Below are 15,422 nucleotides of genomic sequence, written 5' to 3'. Positions count from 1 at the left end.
TCCTCAAGAAAGTAAAAATTTCTTACTATCATCATAATGGATAAAACCATCAATTTCAATCATTTTCTTTCATAAACAATCAAAAACAATCAATCTCAATCACTCAAACTGAAAGCTATTCTATGAAAAGAATAGACTTTTCTCTTTTCAACCCTTACCATTTATTAATGAAAGAATCGAACAAAAAAGGAATAGAGGATCAACGATGGATAAAAACAAATTTCGTTTTGGCATATTAATCAGCATTGTCGCCGTTTCAGGGTTCAGCCAGGGGATGCTGCTGCCTTTAATCGCAATTATTTTGGAAAAGGATGGCGTCTCCTCCTCTTTAAATGGATTAAATGCCACTGCCTTATATATAGGGATTTTATTAATTTCACCGTTTATGGAAGCTCCGCTTAGAAAACATGGCTACAAACCCGTGATTATCTTTGGGGGAGGGCTCGTGATCCTCTCTTTAGCTTTGTTTCCTTTATGGAAATCATTTTGGTTTTGGTTTGCATTAAGACTTTTGATTGGAATTGGCGATCACGCCCTGCATTTCGGCACCCAGACATGGATCACCACAGCGTCACCAGAACATCGGCGCGGGAGAAATATTTCACTTTACGGATTGTTTTTTGGGGTAGGTTTTGCAGCGGGACCGCTAATGGCTCCTTTAGTCAACATTCATGAAACACTGCCTTTCTTCGTCTCTTCTGTTTTGTGTCTCATCTGCTGGGGATTTTTATTCTTACTGAAAAACGATTTCCCTGAGCAATCGATTGAGATCCATTCGATGAAAGAAACAGCGAAACGGTTTCGCAGTGCCTGGAAATACGGTTGGATAGCTTTTCTCCCGCCGCTAGGCTACGGGTTTTTAGAATCATCTTTAAATGGCAGTTTTCCTGTTTACGGGCTAAGGATTGGGCTCGATGTTGTAAATGTTTCTTTATTGCTCACTTCATTTGCGGTCGGAGGAATTATTTCGCAGCTGCCACTTGGCATTCTGAGTGACAGATATGGGAGAAGGAAAATTCTTACGTCTATTTTATTGATTGGGGGCTTGTCGTTTGGTGCTGCAAGCTTCCTTGAAACATCGGTCTTGGCCCTAACCGTATGCTTATTTATCGCCGGCATGTCAGTCGGGTCCACCTTTTCTTTAGGGATCAGCTTTATGACGGATCTCTTGCCGAAGAACCTCCTGCCTACAGGCAATCTCCTGTGCGGAATTGCGTTTAGCATCGGAAGTTTAGCAGGTCCTTATTTCGGGGGATTATTTATTGAGTTTTTTACTGGTATCAGTTTCTTTTTTATCATCAGTGTTTTATTGCTTCTGTTATTTGCGGCCTTTCTGTCGTTTAGAGAACAGAAAGAAGCAAGTGACGAGCCTGTTTATGATTTTTCAAAGAATTAAGCCACTATTAGGGAAGTTGCTGATAAACTAGCGGAAGTCGCTGATAATTTTGTAAAGTTGCTGATAAACCAGCGGAAGTTGCTGATAAATTTTAAAAGTTGCCGATATGTGTGCGAAAGTTGCTGATATCCGATAAATGGAGATGTTTTCCCATCAAGAAAAAAGCTGTTCAGCGCTGAACAGCTTTTTCTCGTTTCATTTTTTCTCAAAAATCATATAGTGTTCATTCATGTCTACCAACTGCCAGTCTTTATATTTGGCCCAAAAGTCTTCCATCGCCCAAATGGTTTCATAACGGACTGTTTCTGCCTTTTCGCCGCTCGGATTCCATTCACGCAAAACAACTTTTGTGGAGTGAGGCTGATCTGTCAACTCTTCACCCACTGCCCGCTCATTCGAATCAAATGAACAGGCTGAAAGTCCAAATAGTAGCATGATCAGCATACAGGAGCGAATCACACATCTCATCCCCTTTTTATTCCCATCTTATCCAAAAGGAGATGAAGCTAATCTTTCATACTACAGCAGCAAGAAACCTCCAGCTGCTCCAGTCAGCACAATCACCCAAGGAGGAAGCTTCCAGAATACTAACATACTAAACAGAACTGCTCCAAACGCAAAGTCCTTCGGTGAGCCGATAGAACTCTCCCAAATCGGCGTGTAGAATGCAGCGATCAGAATACCGACAACCGCGGCGTTCACTCCCTGCAACGCTCCATTAAACGTTGGATTGCGACGCAGAGAGTCCCAAAACGGCAGCGTGCCCAAGATCAATAGAAAGGCCGGCAGGAAAATAGCGGCTGTCGCCAGCAATCCGCCTGTCCATCCGCCCATCACTGCTCCTAAATAAGCGGCAAATGTAAACAATGGTCCCGGTACAGCCTGCGTGGCTCCATATCCTGCCAAGAAATCTTCTTTCGTAATCCAGCCGGACGGGACAAATTCCTGTTCAAGCAGCGGAAGTACTACATGCCCGCCGCCGAAGACTAATGAACCCGACCGATAGAAACTGTCAAATAAAGCAATCCAATCATAAGCTGTCACTTCTCTTAAAATGGGAAGAGCAATGAGAAGGCCGAAGAACAGCGCCAAACAAATTCCCGCAAATCGTTTTGACAGCTGCACAGACAGCGCCGAGTCTTCAGTCTTTTTTTCTTGTTTAAAGTAAATAAATCCAAAGATAGCCGCAGCAAGAATTAATCCGACCTGAACCCAAGTGGACGGCCATATCAGCATCGCCACCAGCACGGCGAGGGCAATCGCCTTTTTCGTTAAATCTGGCGTCAGCTTTTGAGCCATGCCCATTATTGCATGAGCGACAACTGCCACTGCAACGATTTTCAATCCGTGTATCCAGCCAGCGTCTTTCACATCAATCCCCTGCAAAAGAATAGCAAATAGGATTAAAGCAATCACTGATGGCATGGTAAATCCAAGAAAGGAAACAATCCCTCCTATCCAGCCGGCACGCATGACACCAATGCCGATACCGACCTGAGAACTCGCTGGCCCCGGCAGAAACTGGCACAGCGCCACTAAATCAGCGTAGCTTTTTTCATCCATCCATTTTCTGCGGCGGATATATTCCTCGTGAAAGTATCCGAGATGAGCAATGGGACCTCCAAAAGAGCTTAATCCAAGTCTCGTTGACACCATAAATAATTCCATCAGCAGCTTTAGCCTGCTCATTGGTTGATTCATTCTTCCACTCCTTATTCCTTGATTTCGCGAAATAATTCATATGCTTTTTCCCTTGCTTCTTGCAGCACATGATTCCCTTTTTCAGTCGTTTGATAATATTTGCGGATCTTTCCGTCCACTTTTTTCTTCTCCATCAAAAGAAGGCCATCTTTCTCCATCTGATGAAAAATGGGATAGAGCGTTCCGGCACTCATAGAGTATCCGTGCTCCTTTAACTCCTCAAGCATCCATAATCCATACACGGGATGCTCCTTCGCATGGTGAAGAATATGTATTTGGATAAACCCTAAAAATAGCTTTCTGAGCACCTTATCTTCCATATCTTCCCTCCAATATCGAAAATCGTTATTGAAAACCGATAATGAAAAAATAACAAAAAAATCCCCTCTTTGTAAAGGGGGAATAGTCACATGGATCGCATTTCCATTTTAAACATTCACTCTGGACTCTGCCGAATCTGTTTTTTCTAAGATATGAACATCACGCTTTGCCATTTCCTCGATATATTCCTTGCCCGGCACAATTTGTTCCGGTGCAAACACCCCTTTCTTTTTGAGGGTACCATTTCCAATCATTTGTGCGACCACAGAGATCGTATTGGCTGTTGCTCTGGCCATGGCCGTTACGTTTGTCAGACGGTTTTTAAATGTGCACATCTCATATTCATATGTTTTTGTCTGGCCATTCTTTTGGCCTTCAACGATCACTCTCAATAACACCGCATCCTCTTTATCTTTCAAGTCAACAATAGGGGCCAACGCTTTCAGTAAAACGTCTCGCGGTTTGATCTTTTGTCCTTTTATTTCTACTTCATAATCATTGCGGGTTAAATTTAAATCAACAAGCAATTTAAACTTTTCGGCATGGCCTGGGTAACGAATGGTTTTATATTCAAGAGTGGTGAGGTGAGGGTAAGTTAGTGATAGAGTAGACGTTCCGCCAGCGGTATGAAAGGCTTCGAGTGGACCAAACTTTTCGAAATAGATGGGTTCAACTTCTGATAAAGATGGAATGGTTTGTTTAATGCCATTACGAATAATGAAGGAAGGATCCGTGTAATGATCGAACACACCTTCCATGGAGAAGACGTGATTATAGGCTAAAGGCGGCTCCGGACGCAGCGGAATTCCCCCAACATACAGCTTAAGCGATTCGATGCGATCAAGCTTGCTTGCCCCGTACCCTGATAAAATATTAATCATTCCCGGCGCAACACCGAGGTCAGGAATAATAGTGACACCAGCTTGCTTCGCTTGTTGATGCAGCGCAAGCACCTTGTCTGTCATATGACCAATATGGCCTCCAAGGTCCAGTGAACTGACACCAGCTTCAATCGCTGTTTTCGCGACGATTTCATTAAATGAATAAAAAAGAGCGTTAATGACAACATCGTGCTGCCTCATCAGATAGGCCAGCTGTTCTTTATTGGAGGCATCCAGAAAACAAGCTTTCAATTTCTTCGAGTCTAACTGCCGGCATACTTGCTCAGCTGCTGCCAAATTGACATCGGCCAGCGTGACTTGTTGAACGCCTTTGCTGCCCACTAAATCCCTAGCGGCTTCTTTTCCCATCAACCCTGCCCCGAGGACTGCAACCTTCATGACTCTTCCTCCCCCTTACGCGTCCTATTTTTGAAAGCATTTATATAACCCTTCCTGCTTTGGAACAGCTGGCGGATAAGCCTTGAAGAGTCCTCAATGCCTATCCGCCCTCCCTTACTCCATATCTATTTGAGCCCTTTGCAATTTCCCGCTAAAATCAATGTACACACTTTTCCATTCGGTAAAGACATCAAGCGCGGCAACACCTGAATCACGATGGCCATTTCCTGTTCCTTTCGACCCGCCAAATGGCAAGTGGATCTCAGCACCTGTCGTCCCGGCATTCACATACACGATGCCAGTGTCTAGATCTCTTTGGGCAGCAAATACTTTATTGACGTCTCTTGTATAAATGGAGCTTGATAATCCATAGACGACCCCGTTATTGACCTTGATCGCTTCTTCAAAACTTTTGACTGGGATAATGGAAGTCACAGGACCAAAGATTTCTTCTTGAGCAATTCTCATTCCAGGATCAACATTCGTAAAGAGAGTCGGCGCATAATAATGGCCTGATGCGAGTTCTTCTTCATTCTTTATCATTCCACCTGCAAGAAGCGTGGCTCCTTCTTTCTTTCCTATCTGAACATATTCGTGTATTCGCTCAAGGCTAGCTGCATTAATAACGGGCCCTACCTTCACTTTCGGATCTAACCCATTGCCAAGTGTCAGCTTCTTCATTTCCGCAAGCAGCTTTTCTTCCAATTCCTGTTTAACTTCTTCATGAACAATGACCCGGCTGCAAGCTGTGCACCTTTGTCCGCTCGTGCCAAATGCACTCCAAAGAATGCCTTCTACTGCTAAATCCAGATCGGCGTCATCCATGACAATCACGGCATTTTTCCCACCCATCTCGAGAGACACCCTTTTTAATAGCCTACCGCAGCTTTCAGCAATTCTCCTTCCGACTTCATTGGAGCCCGTAAAGGAGATGACCTGGATGTCTGGATGTTCGACCATAGCTGTTCCGACAGCAGATCCTTCACCTACTACTAAATTCATCACGCCTTTTGGAAGCCCGGCTTCTTCAAAAATCTTAACTAGCTCCATCGCCATCAGCGGTGTCTCAGTGGCTGGCTTCCAAATGACTGCATTCCCAGCGACGATTGCCGGAAACGACTTCCACGTCGCAATGGCGATCGGAAAATTCCACGGAGTGATGATCCCAACTATCCCGATAGGCGCGCGTATACTCATGGCAAACTTGTTTTTTAATTCAGACGGTGTCGTGTCTCCAAACAATCGTCTGCCCTCACCTGCCATATAAAAAGCCATGTCGATCCCTTCTTGTACTTCTCCCCGGGCTTCATCAATGACTTTTCCCATTTCAGACGTCAATATTTGAGCCAACTCTTCTTTTCTTTCCTTCATAATTGCCCCGACGCGATACAGCACTTCTGCCCGCTGCGGGGCCGGAACTAGCCGCCATTGTTCCTGCGCTCTTTTCGCGGCTTCAACAGCTAGGTCGACATCCTCCTTTTTAGAAAGCAATACATCCCCAAGGATCGTTCCGTCAGCAGGATTGATAATGGAAGTAAATTGTTCCGATTGGGAACTGACCCAGCTACCATCAATATAATTTACTACTTTCGCTCCACTCACTACTGCTTTAGCCATATTTTCCTCTCCTCCTGCACTGTTATTTTTTGCGTTCATCGACCATCCTCAAGGTATTTTCTGCCTCAACTCTTCAATTGTGTTAGAGACTGAAATGTCTTCCCTGTCCGTCATGATTTCAATAACGGTCGGACAATCGCTTCTTAAAGCAGATTGAAGCTCACAGATCAATTCCTTTTGACTCGTTACTCTCACACCGTTCGCTCCCATCGCTTTTGCAAGAGAAGCAAACGAAACAAGACCTAATTCCGTTCCGATCACTCTTTTTGGGTAGTGAATTTCCTGATGCATCCGGATCGTGCCATACATCTGATTATTAAACACTAGACTGATCACAGGCACCTGGTACCTAACGGCCGTTTCTAGTTCTTGAACGGTCATCATCATGCCGCCATCCCCAGATAAAGAGACAACAGCAAGGTCAGGGTAAGCAAATTTTGCTCCAATAGCCGCCGGCAAACCATAGCCCATCGCTCCAGAAGTCGGGCCGATATAGGTCTTCTTCTCTTTGAACTGATAATATGTGTGCAGCCACCCAGCGAAATTCCCTGCATCATTGGTCAGAATCGCATTTTCAGGCAGCACCTCTTGCAGCAGCATCATCACACACTCGTTCGTCAGCTTCTCCTCGTGTTTTGCTGATAGCAAGGATGAAGTCCTTTCATAAACCTTGCGCCGTTTGGCCGTCCAGCTAATCCAGCGGGCATCACTTTCGATTGCCATACAGGCAAGAAGCGCTTGTTTCGCGTCAGCAATGATACCAACATCCGGGACGGCTGATTTTCCTAATACTGATGGTTCAATTTCTACATGAATCAATATTTGATCTTTCGTCGGCAAACTGTAATCTTGGGTTGTGACTTCTGAGAGCCTCGTGCCAATGGCCAAAATGACATCCGCTTCTTGTACAGTTTGAATGACTTCTTTGTTTGTGCCGAGACCTAGATGCCCCACATAGAGAGGATGATGGTTCGGAAACACGTCATGCCTTCTGAACGCCGCAATGACAGACAGTGAGTATTTTTCTGAAAACGCTTTCAATTCATGCTCTGCGTTAGCTGACTTCACGCCGCCTCCGGCAATAATTAACGGTCGTTTAGCTTTTTTGAGAATAGATTCAATTTGTTTCACTTCATCCCTAGATGGTGCAGGGGCAGGTTTTTGACTCCGAGGCGAAAACCTCATTTCCGCCGTCTGTTTCAGTACATCTTCAGGAAGAGAAATAACCACCGGGCCTGGCCTCCCTGTTCTGGCCATCCGAAAAGCGCGCTGCACCAGTTCCGGCACTCGTTCAGCATCTCTTATCTCCACGGTCCATTTCGCAATTGGTCCAAAAAACTGTTCAAGGTCGACTTCCTGGAATCCTTCACGTCCACGAAATTGACGATGAACCTGCCCTAAAAAAACAACCATAGGTGTGGAATCTTGATAAGCTGTATGAACGCCAATCGCTACATTGGCAGCCCCGACTCCCCTTGTAGCCAGCACGACACCTGGTATCGATGTTGCTTTAGCGAATCCTTCGGCCATAAAAGCCGCTCCGCCTTCATGCCTGGCTGAAACCAGCTGCATCGTCTCTTCTTCATAGATCGCATCCATGAGCGGCAGATAGCTTTCACCAGGAACACAAAATACTTTTGTCACTCCTTCTAGCTTCAAACATGAAACAATCGCAACCGCACTTGACATGATCTTCACAGCCGGCTGTTTTTTCAGCTGTTCCTCCATCAAGCTCCCCTCGCTTCGGCCAATTTTAGAGATTTTTTTAGACCTTTTATTTACGTAAAACAGACAGTCAAATTTCAGTTCATTCATAAAACATGTGTTAATTTAAGTATAATTTAGCCGATTAATATTTTCAATATTCTAAAAATAATTCCGTCTATTGCTTTACACCCCACACTATATCTTTATGTTCAAAAGCTGACATTTAGCATGATAATTGTTAATAAGTCTAATCATAATGAAAGAAGCCCGCATCCAATGCAGGCCTCATCCATTAACGGCTATATGTCGCTCCCGGCAAGTCAATCGGTCCTCCGTCACGAAGGTCGTTGTCTAGGCTCCTGAGCGTGCTGAACGTCCCCATATCTGTGGCAATCGTCACTTTACGTCCTTTGGTTAAAGGAGCTACCGCTTCTCTAACTTGACGAACGCTTTCTTTTTCATTAGCCGAATCTTTTAGCAGAACAGCGATGTTCACTTCATCACCATTAACAAATGTCCGGACATCCTTCACCTGGTTGACTCTGGCTGCACGTGATAAAATTTTTTCCACTAGCTTTCCGTTGTAATTAGTGTAATACGAACTTTTGACTTTGGCTGGATTTAACTTTAAATTACCATGATAATTATTGTCCGCTTTTTTGTGTTCATTATCGCGCTCAAAAAAGTTTCGGTCTTCTTTCGCTAGCGGAACGGATGGGTTCTTTGGCGTTCCATCTTTGCCCTGATGAAGATATTCATCTTTTTCCCGGCGGAGATTGACCTTTTCTGCTCCAAGCGAATGGTCATACCATTCAGTTACAGGACCATCCAAGTTGTCATTTTTATCTCCATGCCCAGCATTCGAATAAAAACCACCCGGTTCATATCCATTATTTTCTTGACCGTATCCCCCTTGGTTCATTGTTCCGCATCCTTGCAAGCATACCGCAAGAAATGGAAGGATACATATCGTTTTCATGGTTTTTCGCATTCTTGCACCCCCACCCCACCAAATTAGGCTGATTATTTGCCCAATCTTAGTGTGTGGGATGAAATAACTGTCTATTCTGCATCCGGTCCAAAAACTGCTGGCACTTTTCCTTTATTTCTCCAAATCTGTGGCTAACTTGATGAAAAACGCTTCTCTATAAGGGTATTGCTCCACAAGTAACGGATAAATTTGTTTCAGCAGATGCTGCTTTTCCTTCCCATCCGAAAGCAAGAAGCGCTTGCATTCACGATAAATATCCGTCGGAAACAATAAATGCTTTAGAAAATCATCATTAAACTGATAATCAGATAAAGCCGGGTGTCCCCAAATTTCGTCAAGCTCCCAGTCCACAAGCGGAAGCACTCGGTTGATCCATTGCATATAATCATACATAGCAGGAGCTTTTGCAGCCAGATCAAAGTCGATTAAATATAGCTTCTGATCTTTGCTTCTAAAGAAATTATGTGAAGCCACATCGCCATGAATAATGGCTGTAGTTGAATGCTCTTGTTCTATTGACAGCAACTTCTTCAAACTGTATTGCCCCATTTCTTCATAGCGAGCTAATAATTGTGCCGGGAAGAAGGATGATAAATTAGACAGAGAACGCTGAAAGTATTGAAAGCGATGCTGCCAGCGTGCCAGTTGTTTATATTCCGGAAATTGATCTTTTTCCTGCTGGGGAAATGCATGGGTTCGCTGATGAAAAAGATGCAGGAGATTTAGTGCTTCTTTTCGTTCTTCTAAAGTCAGGAAGCTAAAAGTATGCGGACTGGAATGAACAAACGGCATAAGGGCATAATAATCATTCCCATCTTTAATCGGAGAAGATGGATGAAAGGGCAAGACGTGTATAAAGCCGCTTTTGAGTAAAGCGGACACTAAATTGATTTGTTTCTTTACTTGCTGTTCCGATGAATATTTCTTTAAAAACCAGCGGCCTTCTTCAGTTTGCAGCATCCATTTTCCCTGTTTAATTTCAATAACAAACTTCACCGGCGTTCCTATTGCTTGCTGCAAAGAAAAGAGGAGACGATAAGAAAGCACGTCTCCTGGATTGAAATTATTCTTCATCTTCTCGCCAGCCAGGTCCTTGACAGCCTGGCATTTGTCCCATTTGATATGGATTCATCATTTGCTGCTGCATCATCTGTGCTGGCATCATGTGCGGCTGCATCATTTGTTGTGGCATCATCTGCTGTTGCATTGGCTGCTGCATCATTTGTTGCGGCATCATCTGCTGCTGGCCAGACCAGTCGCCAAAGCCTCCTTGCGGGAAATAACTCCCCATCACTTGGTCATCCTCTGGCGATTCCATCTCAAACCCCATTCCTGGCATTGGCTGCTGCATCATTTGACCTGGCATGCCGCCGAAACCAAAGCCCGCACCCGGCATAATTGGCGTAACCGGAACACATTGGTCTTGCTGCGGGAATCCTTGTGGCATCATCATCCCTTGTGGCATTCCTGCTTGCGGCATCATCGCACCTTGAACCATTTGATCATCGGACATCATATCCTGCCCATCCATCATTGGCATATTGTATTCAGGCGACTCCATCATCTGCGCTCCAGCCACTCCTGGCATTTGCTGCTGCATCATCTGATGTGGCATTCCCATTGGCATTTGCTGCTGCATCATTTGCTGTGGCATTCCCATCGGCATTGGCTGCTGCATCATCTGATGCGGCATTCCCATCGGCATTTGTTGCGGCATCATTTGCTGCGGCATTCCCATCGGCATTTGCCATGGCTGATGTGGCATTGGTGATCCGCACCCGCATGGATGATGAGGCATTGGCATTTTCGGACCGCATCCACATGGATGGTGATGCATTGGACTCATATACATATATGGATTCATTTCTTGAGTACATCCTCCTTGTTGTATAGGTACATACATAATTTTTGGCATAACCGGCTGTGCTTTTGGCGCTGGCGCCTTTGGCTGTGGCGGTGGTGGTGGCGGTGCCGCTGGACTTTCCATTTTCACCGGCTCTTCTTTTACTTTTTCTTTCTCTGTCAAACCCGGAAACAGATTAGCTGGCTTTTCAGGCATTTTAGGCTGCTCTTTTTTAGGCATTGGCTTCTCTTTAGCAATTGGTTTGACTTTCTCTTTTTCTTTAGGCGGAGATGGCTGCACCGTCTTTTGTACTTGATCCATGTTGAATTGAAAATATTGATTCATTTCAAACTCCGGGATCATTTGCGGTACAGGGGGCATCGTAAACGCCGGTGCCTGTGCTGGCGGCGGTGCTTCCATAGACGGTGACTCTTCTTCAATTACTGGAAATACAGAAGGCTTTTGATTTGTAAATGGGTGCTCATCTTTGGCAGCTGGCATCTCTTTCTTCTGCTCCTTGACGGGAATAGCATTTTTTACCGTTTCTTTTTTTGCCCCTCCAGCCTTCGTTGGAACCGTAATTTTCATTCCTGGCATGATAAGATCCGGATTGGACAGCTGCGCATTCATTTTCTTCAAATCTTCAAAGTTCACTCCGTATTTTTTAGCAATCGTCCAAAGGGTATCTCCTTTTTGAACAATATGGATCTTCATCTTCTCCCTCCTTAGGCATCAGTCTATACAGTGTATGTGTTTGATGCGGATTTGCTATTATACTTACAAAGAAATTTATGTTTTAAGAAAGTGAAATATGAATACCTAAGTGAATCCTTTGTCATGAAGCTAATAAAAACACATAAAAAACCGCCTCCAGCCATCATATATTTGATGACTAGAGACGGTTTAATGGCGGTGTATCGCTCACCTACTCTTTATTCGCTTTCAACAATATTATCGCATTAGCATCCGATCTAGAGCCAGAAGCGCTTCCTGTGACGTGTCAGGGTTTACTTGAATTTGGTTTACCTTGCTGCCGTCCACGATATTTTCAAGCGACCATAATAAATGAGGAAGATCGATTCGATTCATGGTGAGACAAGGACACATATTGGGATTCAATGAGATGATGTCCTTATCCTTATGGCGCTGAATCAGCCGGTTGACTAAATTCATCTCTGTTCCGATGGCCCAAGAACTGCCTGGTGCAGCTTGCTCGATTTGATCAATGATATATTTCGTTGATCCATTATCATCCGATAGAGCCACAACCTCCCGTCTGCATTCTGGATGAACAATAATCTTCATATCAGGATAAGTACGGCGCACGTCTTCAATGTTTTTCACGGTGAAATTCTCATGCACCGAACAGTGGCCCTTCCACAAAATTACCTTCACTCGGTCGATAGGGCCTTCGAATTCAAGTGTATGTTGAATCGGATCCCACACAGCCATGTCTTCTAAAGGAATACCTAAATCATGCGCTGTATTGCGGCCCAAGTGCTGGTCAGGCAAAAAGAGGATTCGTTCCTTCTGCGTGAAACTCCATTTGACCATGTTATGCGCATTGGAAGAAGTGACAGTTGCCCCGCCATTTCTGCCGACAAACGCCTTAATCGCGGCCGTCGAATTCACGTAGGTCAAAGGCAAAATCGTATCTCCAAACAAACGCTGCAACTCTTCCCAGGCTCTTTCAGTTTGATGAATATTTGCCATATCGGCCATTGAACAGCCTGCTCTCATGTCTGGCAGGATCACCATTTGATCCTCTGATGTTAAGATATCTGCGGTTTCCGCCATAAAATGTACCCCACAAAAGACAATATGCTTCGCCTTTTTATTCTGAGCGGACACTTGGGCAAGCTGAAGGGAGTCCCCAACCGCATCGGCAAACTGAATCACTTCATCTTTTTGATAGTGGTGTCCGGGAATAAACAATTCCTCCCCAAGCATATCTTTAATTTCGATCACTCGCCGTTCCATTTCTTCCTTTGACATATTCCGGTAGTGATCAGGAAGAGTAATGGCTGGCTGTTTAAGCACGTCCAAGATTGACATAGGTTGAATCCTCCTTGCTAAAAAAATCTGAACTAGCTTTTGCGCTAATATCTAATGATCGGACAGAATGAGTGAGCGCACCGAGCGAAATCCACTCAACCCCGCTTTTTGCATATTCTTCAAGATTATCAAGGTGAATGCCTCCAGATGCTTCTGTGGCAATATGGGCAGGCACTAGATGAATCCACTCTTTAATTTCTGCCGGTGTTCGGTTATCAAACATAATGATATCCGCTCCCGCTTCAATGGCTTCGATCAGCTGTTCTTTCGTTTCAATTTCTACTTCCACTTTCACTGTATGGCCTGAACGGGCTTTTGCTTGATCGACCGCTTGCTTAATCCCCCCTGCAAATGCAATATGATTATCCTTCAGCATAATCGCATCATACAGCCCGCGGCGATGATTATAGCCGCCGCCCATTCGCACCGCGTATTTTTCGAGCATTCGAAGTCCTGGCGTTGTTTTTCGTGTATCACAAATTTTCGCTTTCGTGCCAACTGTCTTAGCCTGCGCCTCTGCTGCTGCAGTGGCGATTCCGGACATCCTCTGAATGATATTTAAAATGACCCGCTCTCCCTGCAACAGTCCTCGCATCGTGCCAGAGACTTCTGCAATCACTTTGCCTCTTTCTACCTTCTCTCCGTCGGCCACCTTCATATGAACAGTTGACTTAGGATCAATGATGGCAAATCCCACTTCGATCACTTCTCTTCCGCAAAAAACTCCGGATTCTTTAACGATAAGAGTCATTGACCCTAATTCGTCTGAAGAGAATACGGCTTCACTGCTTACATCCCCATCTCCGATATCTTCCATAAAAAACTCCTTAAGCATGGACTCTAGCTTGATTCCATTCATAGAAACTCCTCCTGATCTGTGTCGCATGGATGGTTTGAATAATTTGCTTTCCGCTCCAGTTTCTATCTTCTTCCGAGTAATCTGAGCGAATATGAGCGCCCCGGCTTTCTGTCCGCAGCCATGCAGCCCGGCTGATTAAATAACTGTTTATCTGCATAAACAATCGCTCTGCTTCGTCAGCAGATAAATCATCGATTCCTTTTTGCATAAAGTCTTTCATATCTAAGGCTTCAAGCATCTGCAGATGATGTTTCAAAGCAGAACCTGTTCGGATCATGCCTGCAGCGGCCATCGTGCTCTGCTGCAGCACCTCTTTTGAAAGCAGGGATGAAGTCTTGCCATTGATTTGTTCTTCATATTTAAACAGCGGCTGGTCCTCTAAAGGAACAACAACCGGACTGTGATTAATAAAGTGTGCAGTGCGTTTCCCATACACTAACCCTTCAAGCAGCGAGTTGCTTGCTAAACGGTTCGCTCCATGAACACCTGTACACGCGGTTTCACCTATGGCATATAATCCTTTGACCTTTGTTCTTCCGTATGTATCCACGACGATGCCTCCCATTAAAAAGTGGCTGCCGGGTGCGACAGGAAGGAGCCCTTCTTCAATCGACAGACCATTTCGGCGGCACAGAGCAGTGATCGTTGGATATTTCTCCTTAAAACGGCGGATCTTTCGAATATCAATATACACTTCCTCGCCGCGGGCTCTTGCTTTATAAATTTCATAAGCGGTAATATGCCGGGGAGCTAAATCCTTTAATGGATGAACGCCTTCCATGAGGCGCTTGCCTGCTTCATTGACAAGCACACCCCCATCGCCGCGAACCGCTTCTGACACAAGGCCTTTTGTCTCTCCCTGACTGAATAGAAGCGTCGGGTGAAACTGCATGAATTCCATGTCCGCAACTTCTGCTCCCGCTCGAAAGGCCATAGCAATCCCGTCTCCAATGAGTGTCTGCTGATTAGATGTAAACGGATAGAGCGCCCCTGCGCCACCTGTTGCCATCACGATATGCTGCGCGAAATAGTTCTTACATGTTCCATCTTTTCCGATTGTCTTGACGCCGCAGCAAGCGGATCGGTCAGAAGACAAAATAATTTCTGCTGCCATTTCATGTTCAATAATTTCCACATTTTCAGGAAGCGACTTCAATAAATGTTCAACGGTATGTCGTCCTGTTGCGTCTCCCCCGGCATGCACAATACGTTTCGCCCCATGCGCACCTTCTAACCCAAGGGAAATTTCACCGTTAGCAGACTTATCAGCCGGAAAGCCTTCGCTTAGCAATTCTTTTACTGCAAGCGCGCCTTCTTCTACTAAACATTGAACCTCTTGAACGGAATGATGATAGCGGCCGGCCGAATAGGTATCGTTCGCATGGGCGGTGAAACTGTCCTCTTTATCTATCACTGCAGCGATCCCGCCTTGGGCATAGTAAGAATTACTTTCTCTGATCGATGTTTTTGTGAGAATCATCACATGGTACTGCAAACGTAAATGGCGAGCCATTTGCAAAGCGGCAACGCCACCCCCGATAATGATTACATTCGCTTGTCTAGTCACTTTTTTGCCCTCCTGTTTTAACAGGTGTCTTGACACATATATTTACACAACTTTACACTATTGACAAGTCTTTTTTACAAATCTC

The 15,422-nt window shown here is 44.9% G+C and carries 13 protein-coding genes; 1 reads left to right on the top strand and 12 read right to left on the bottom strand.

Annotated features, from left to right (window positions below):
• Positions 1–205 precede the first annotated feature (205 nt).
• Positions 206–1,396, top strand: coding sequence for an MFS transporter (locus JOC78_RS09425; RefSeq protein WP_204554509.1), 1,191 nt, complete (start codon positions 206–208; stop codon positions 1,394–1,396).
• 195 nt (positions 1,397–1,591) lie between these two features.
• On the opposite strand, the gene JOC78_RS17625 is transcribed toward JOC78_RS09425, so the two are convergent.
• The 12 genes from JOC78_RS17625 to nadB form a co-directional block, all read right to left on the bottom strand.
• Positions 1,592–1,855: a BofC N-terminal domain-containing protein gene (locus tag JOC78_RS17625; RefSeq protein WP_338023193.1), complete on the bottom strand. Its 264-nt coding sequence runs from the start codon at positions 1,853–1,855 to the stop codon at positions 1,592–1,594.
• A gap of 60 nt (positions 1,856–1,915) precedes the next feature.
• Positions 1,916–3,097, bottom strand: a complete 1,182-nt coding sequence (locus tag JOC78_RS09415; RefSeq protein ID WP_204554505.1) for a chromate transporter — start codon at positions 3,095–3,097, stop codon at positions 1,916–1,918.
• Between the two features lie 11 nt (positions 3,098–3,108).
• Entirely contained in the window at positions 3,109–3,417 is a 309-nt protein-coding gene (locus JOC78_RS09410; protein ID WP_204554503.1) for a PadR family transcriptional regulator, read from the bottom strand.
• A gap of 108 nt (positions 3,418–3,525) precedes the next feature.
• The gene (locus JOC78_RS09405; RefSeq protein ID WP_204554501.1) at positions 3,526–4,698 is read right to left on the bottom strand and encodes a saccharopine dehydrogenase family protein; all 1,173 of its coding nucleotides are present in this window, start codon (positions 4,696–4,698) and stop codon (positions 3,526–3,528) included.
• 114 nt (positions 4,699–4,812) lie between these two features.
• On the bottom strand, positions 4,813–6,315 hold the full coding sequence (locus JOC78_RS09400) for an aldehyde dehydrogenase family protein (RefSeq protein WP_204554498.1): 1,503 nt from the start codon (positions 6,313–6,315) through the stop codon (positions 4,813–4,815).
• A gap of 48 nt (positions 6,316–6,363) precedes the next feature.
• Positions 6,364–8,043, bottom strand: a complete 1,680-nt coding sequence (locus JOC78_RS09395) for a thiamine pyrophosphate-dependent enzyme (RefSeq protein WP_239587093.1) — start codon at positions 8,041–8,043, stop codon at positions 6,364–6,366.
• Positions 8,044–8,314: 271 nt separating this feature from the next.
• The gene (locus JOC78_RS09390; RefSeq protein ID WP_204554496.1) at positions 8,315–9,013 is read right to left on the bottom strand and encodes a YhcN/YlaJ family sporulation lipoprotein; all 699 of its coding nucleotides are present in this window, start codon (positions 9,011–9,013) and stop codon (positions 8,315–8,317) included.
• A 111-nt stretch (positions 9,014–9,124) separates the two neighbouring features.
• The gene (locus JOC78_RS09385) at positions 9,125–10,087 is read right to left on the bottom strand and encodes an aminoglycoside phosphotransferase family protein (RefSeq protein ID WP_204554494.1); all 963 of its coding nucleotides are present in this window, start codon (positions 10,085–10,087) and stop codon (positions 9,125–9,127) included.
• Positions 10,077–11,570, bottom strand: a complete 1,494-nt coding sequence (safA, locus tag JOC78_RS09380; protein WP_204554493.1) for a SafA/ExsA family spore coat assembly protein — start codon at positions 11,568–11,570, stop codon at positions 10,077–10,079. Before safA ends, JOC78_RS09385 begins: the two co-directional genes overlap by 11 nt.
• Before the next feature lie 237 nt (positions 11,571–11,807).
• A complete protein-coding gene (gene nadA / locus JOC78_RS09375; protein ID WP_204554491.1) occupies positions 11,808–12,911 on the bottom strand; it encodes a quinolinate synthase NadA in 1,104 nt (367 codons plus the stop codon).
• Complete coding sequence (nadC, locus tag JOC78_RS09370) at positions 12,889–13,770, bottom strand: carboxylating nicotinate-nucleotide diphosphorylase (RefSeq protein WP_204554489.1); 882 nt, start codon at positions 13,768–13,770, stop codon at positions 12,889–12,891. The genes nadA and nadC overlap by 23 nt, the downstream gene beginning before the upstream one ends.
• Positions 13,739–15,337: an L-aspartate oxidase gene (nadB, locus tag JOC78_RS09365; RefSeq protein ID WP_204554487.1), complete on the bottom strand. Its 1,599-nt coding sequence runs from the start codon at positions 15,335–15,337 to the stop codon at positions 13,739–13,741. The genes nadC and nadB overlap by 32 nt, the downstream gene beginning before the upstream one ends.
• Between the last annotated feature and the right edge of the window lie 85 nt (positions 15,338–15,422).

It is taken from the genome of Bacillus ectoiniformans (genome assembly GCF_016908875.1).
Lineage (GTDB): Bacteria > Bacillota > Bacilli > Bacillales > Domibacillaceae > Bacillus_BX > Bacillus_BX ectoiniformans.
This window is presented reverse-complemented; position numbering and strand designations above follow the sequence as displayed.

What these genes read in the sequence shown, in the direction of transcription:
- JOC78_RS09415 (WP_204554505.1), bottom strand. Translation starts at nt 3,097, where the DNA reads ATGAATCAACCAATGAGCAGGCTAAAGCTGCTGATGGAATTATTTATG.
- JOC78_RS09385 (WP_204554494.1), bottom strand. Translation starts at nt 10,087, where the DNA reads ATGAAGAATAATTTCAATCCAGGAGACGTGCTTTCTTATCGTCTCCTC.
- JOC78_RS09425 (WP_204554509.1), top strand. Translation starts at nt 206, where the DNA reads ATGGATAAAAACAAATTTCGTTTTGGCATATTAATCAGCATTGTCGCC.
- JOC78_RS09400 (WP_204554498.1), bottom strand. Translation starts at nt 6,315, where the DNA reads ATGGCTAAAGCAGTAGTGAGTGGAGCGAAAGTAGTAAATTATATTGAT.
- nadA (WP_204554491.1), bottom strand. Translation starts at nt 12,911, where the DNA reads ATGTCAATCTTGGACGTGCTTAAACAGCCAGCCATTACTCTTCCTGAT.
- JOC78_RS09405 (WP_204554501.1), bottom strand. Translation starts at nt 4,698, where the DNA reads ATGAAGGTTGCAGTCCTCGGGGCAGGGTTGATGGGAAAAGAAGCCGCT.
- nadC (WP_204554489.1), bottom strand. Translation starts at nt 13,770, where the DNA reads ATGAATGGAATCAAGCTAGAGTCCATGCTTAAGGAGTTTTTTATGGAA.
- JOC78_RS09395 (WP_239587093.1), bottom strand. Translation starts at nt 8,043, where the DNA reads ATGGAGGAACAGCTGAAAAAACAGCCGGCTGTGAAGATCATGTCAAGT.
- safA (WP_204554493.1), bottom strand. Translation starts at nt 11,570, where the DNA reads ATGAAGATCCATATTGTTCAAAAAGGAGATACCCTTTGGACGATTGCT.
- JOC78_RS09410 (WP_204554503.1), bottom strand. Translation starts at nt 3,417, where the DNA reads ATGGAAGATAAGGTGCTCAGAAAGCTATTTTTAGGGTTTATCCAAATA.
- JOC78_RS09390 (WP_204554496.1), bottom strand. Translation starts at nt 9,013, where the DNA reads ATGCGAAAAACCATGAAAACGATATGTATCCTTCCATTTCTTGCGGTA.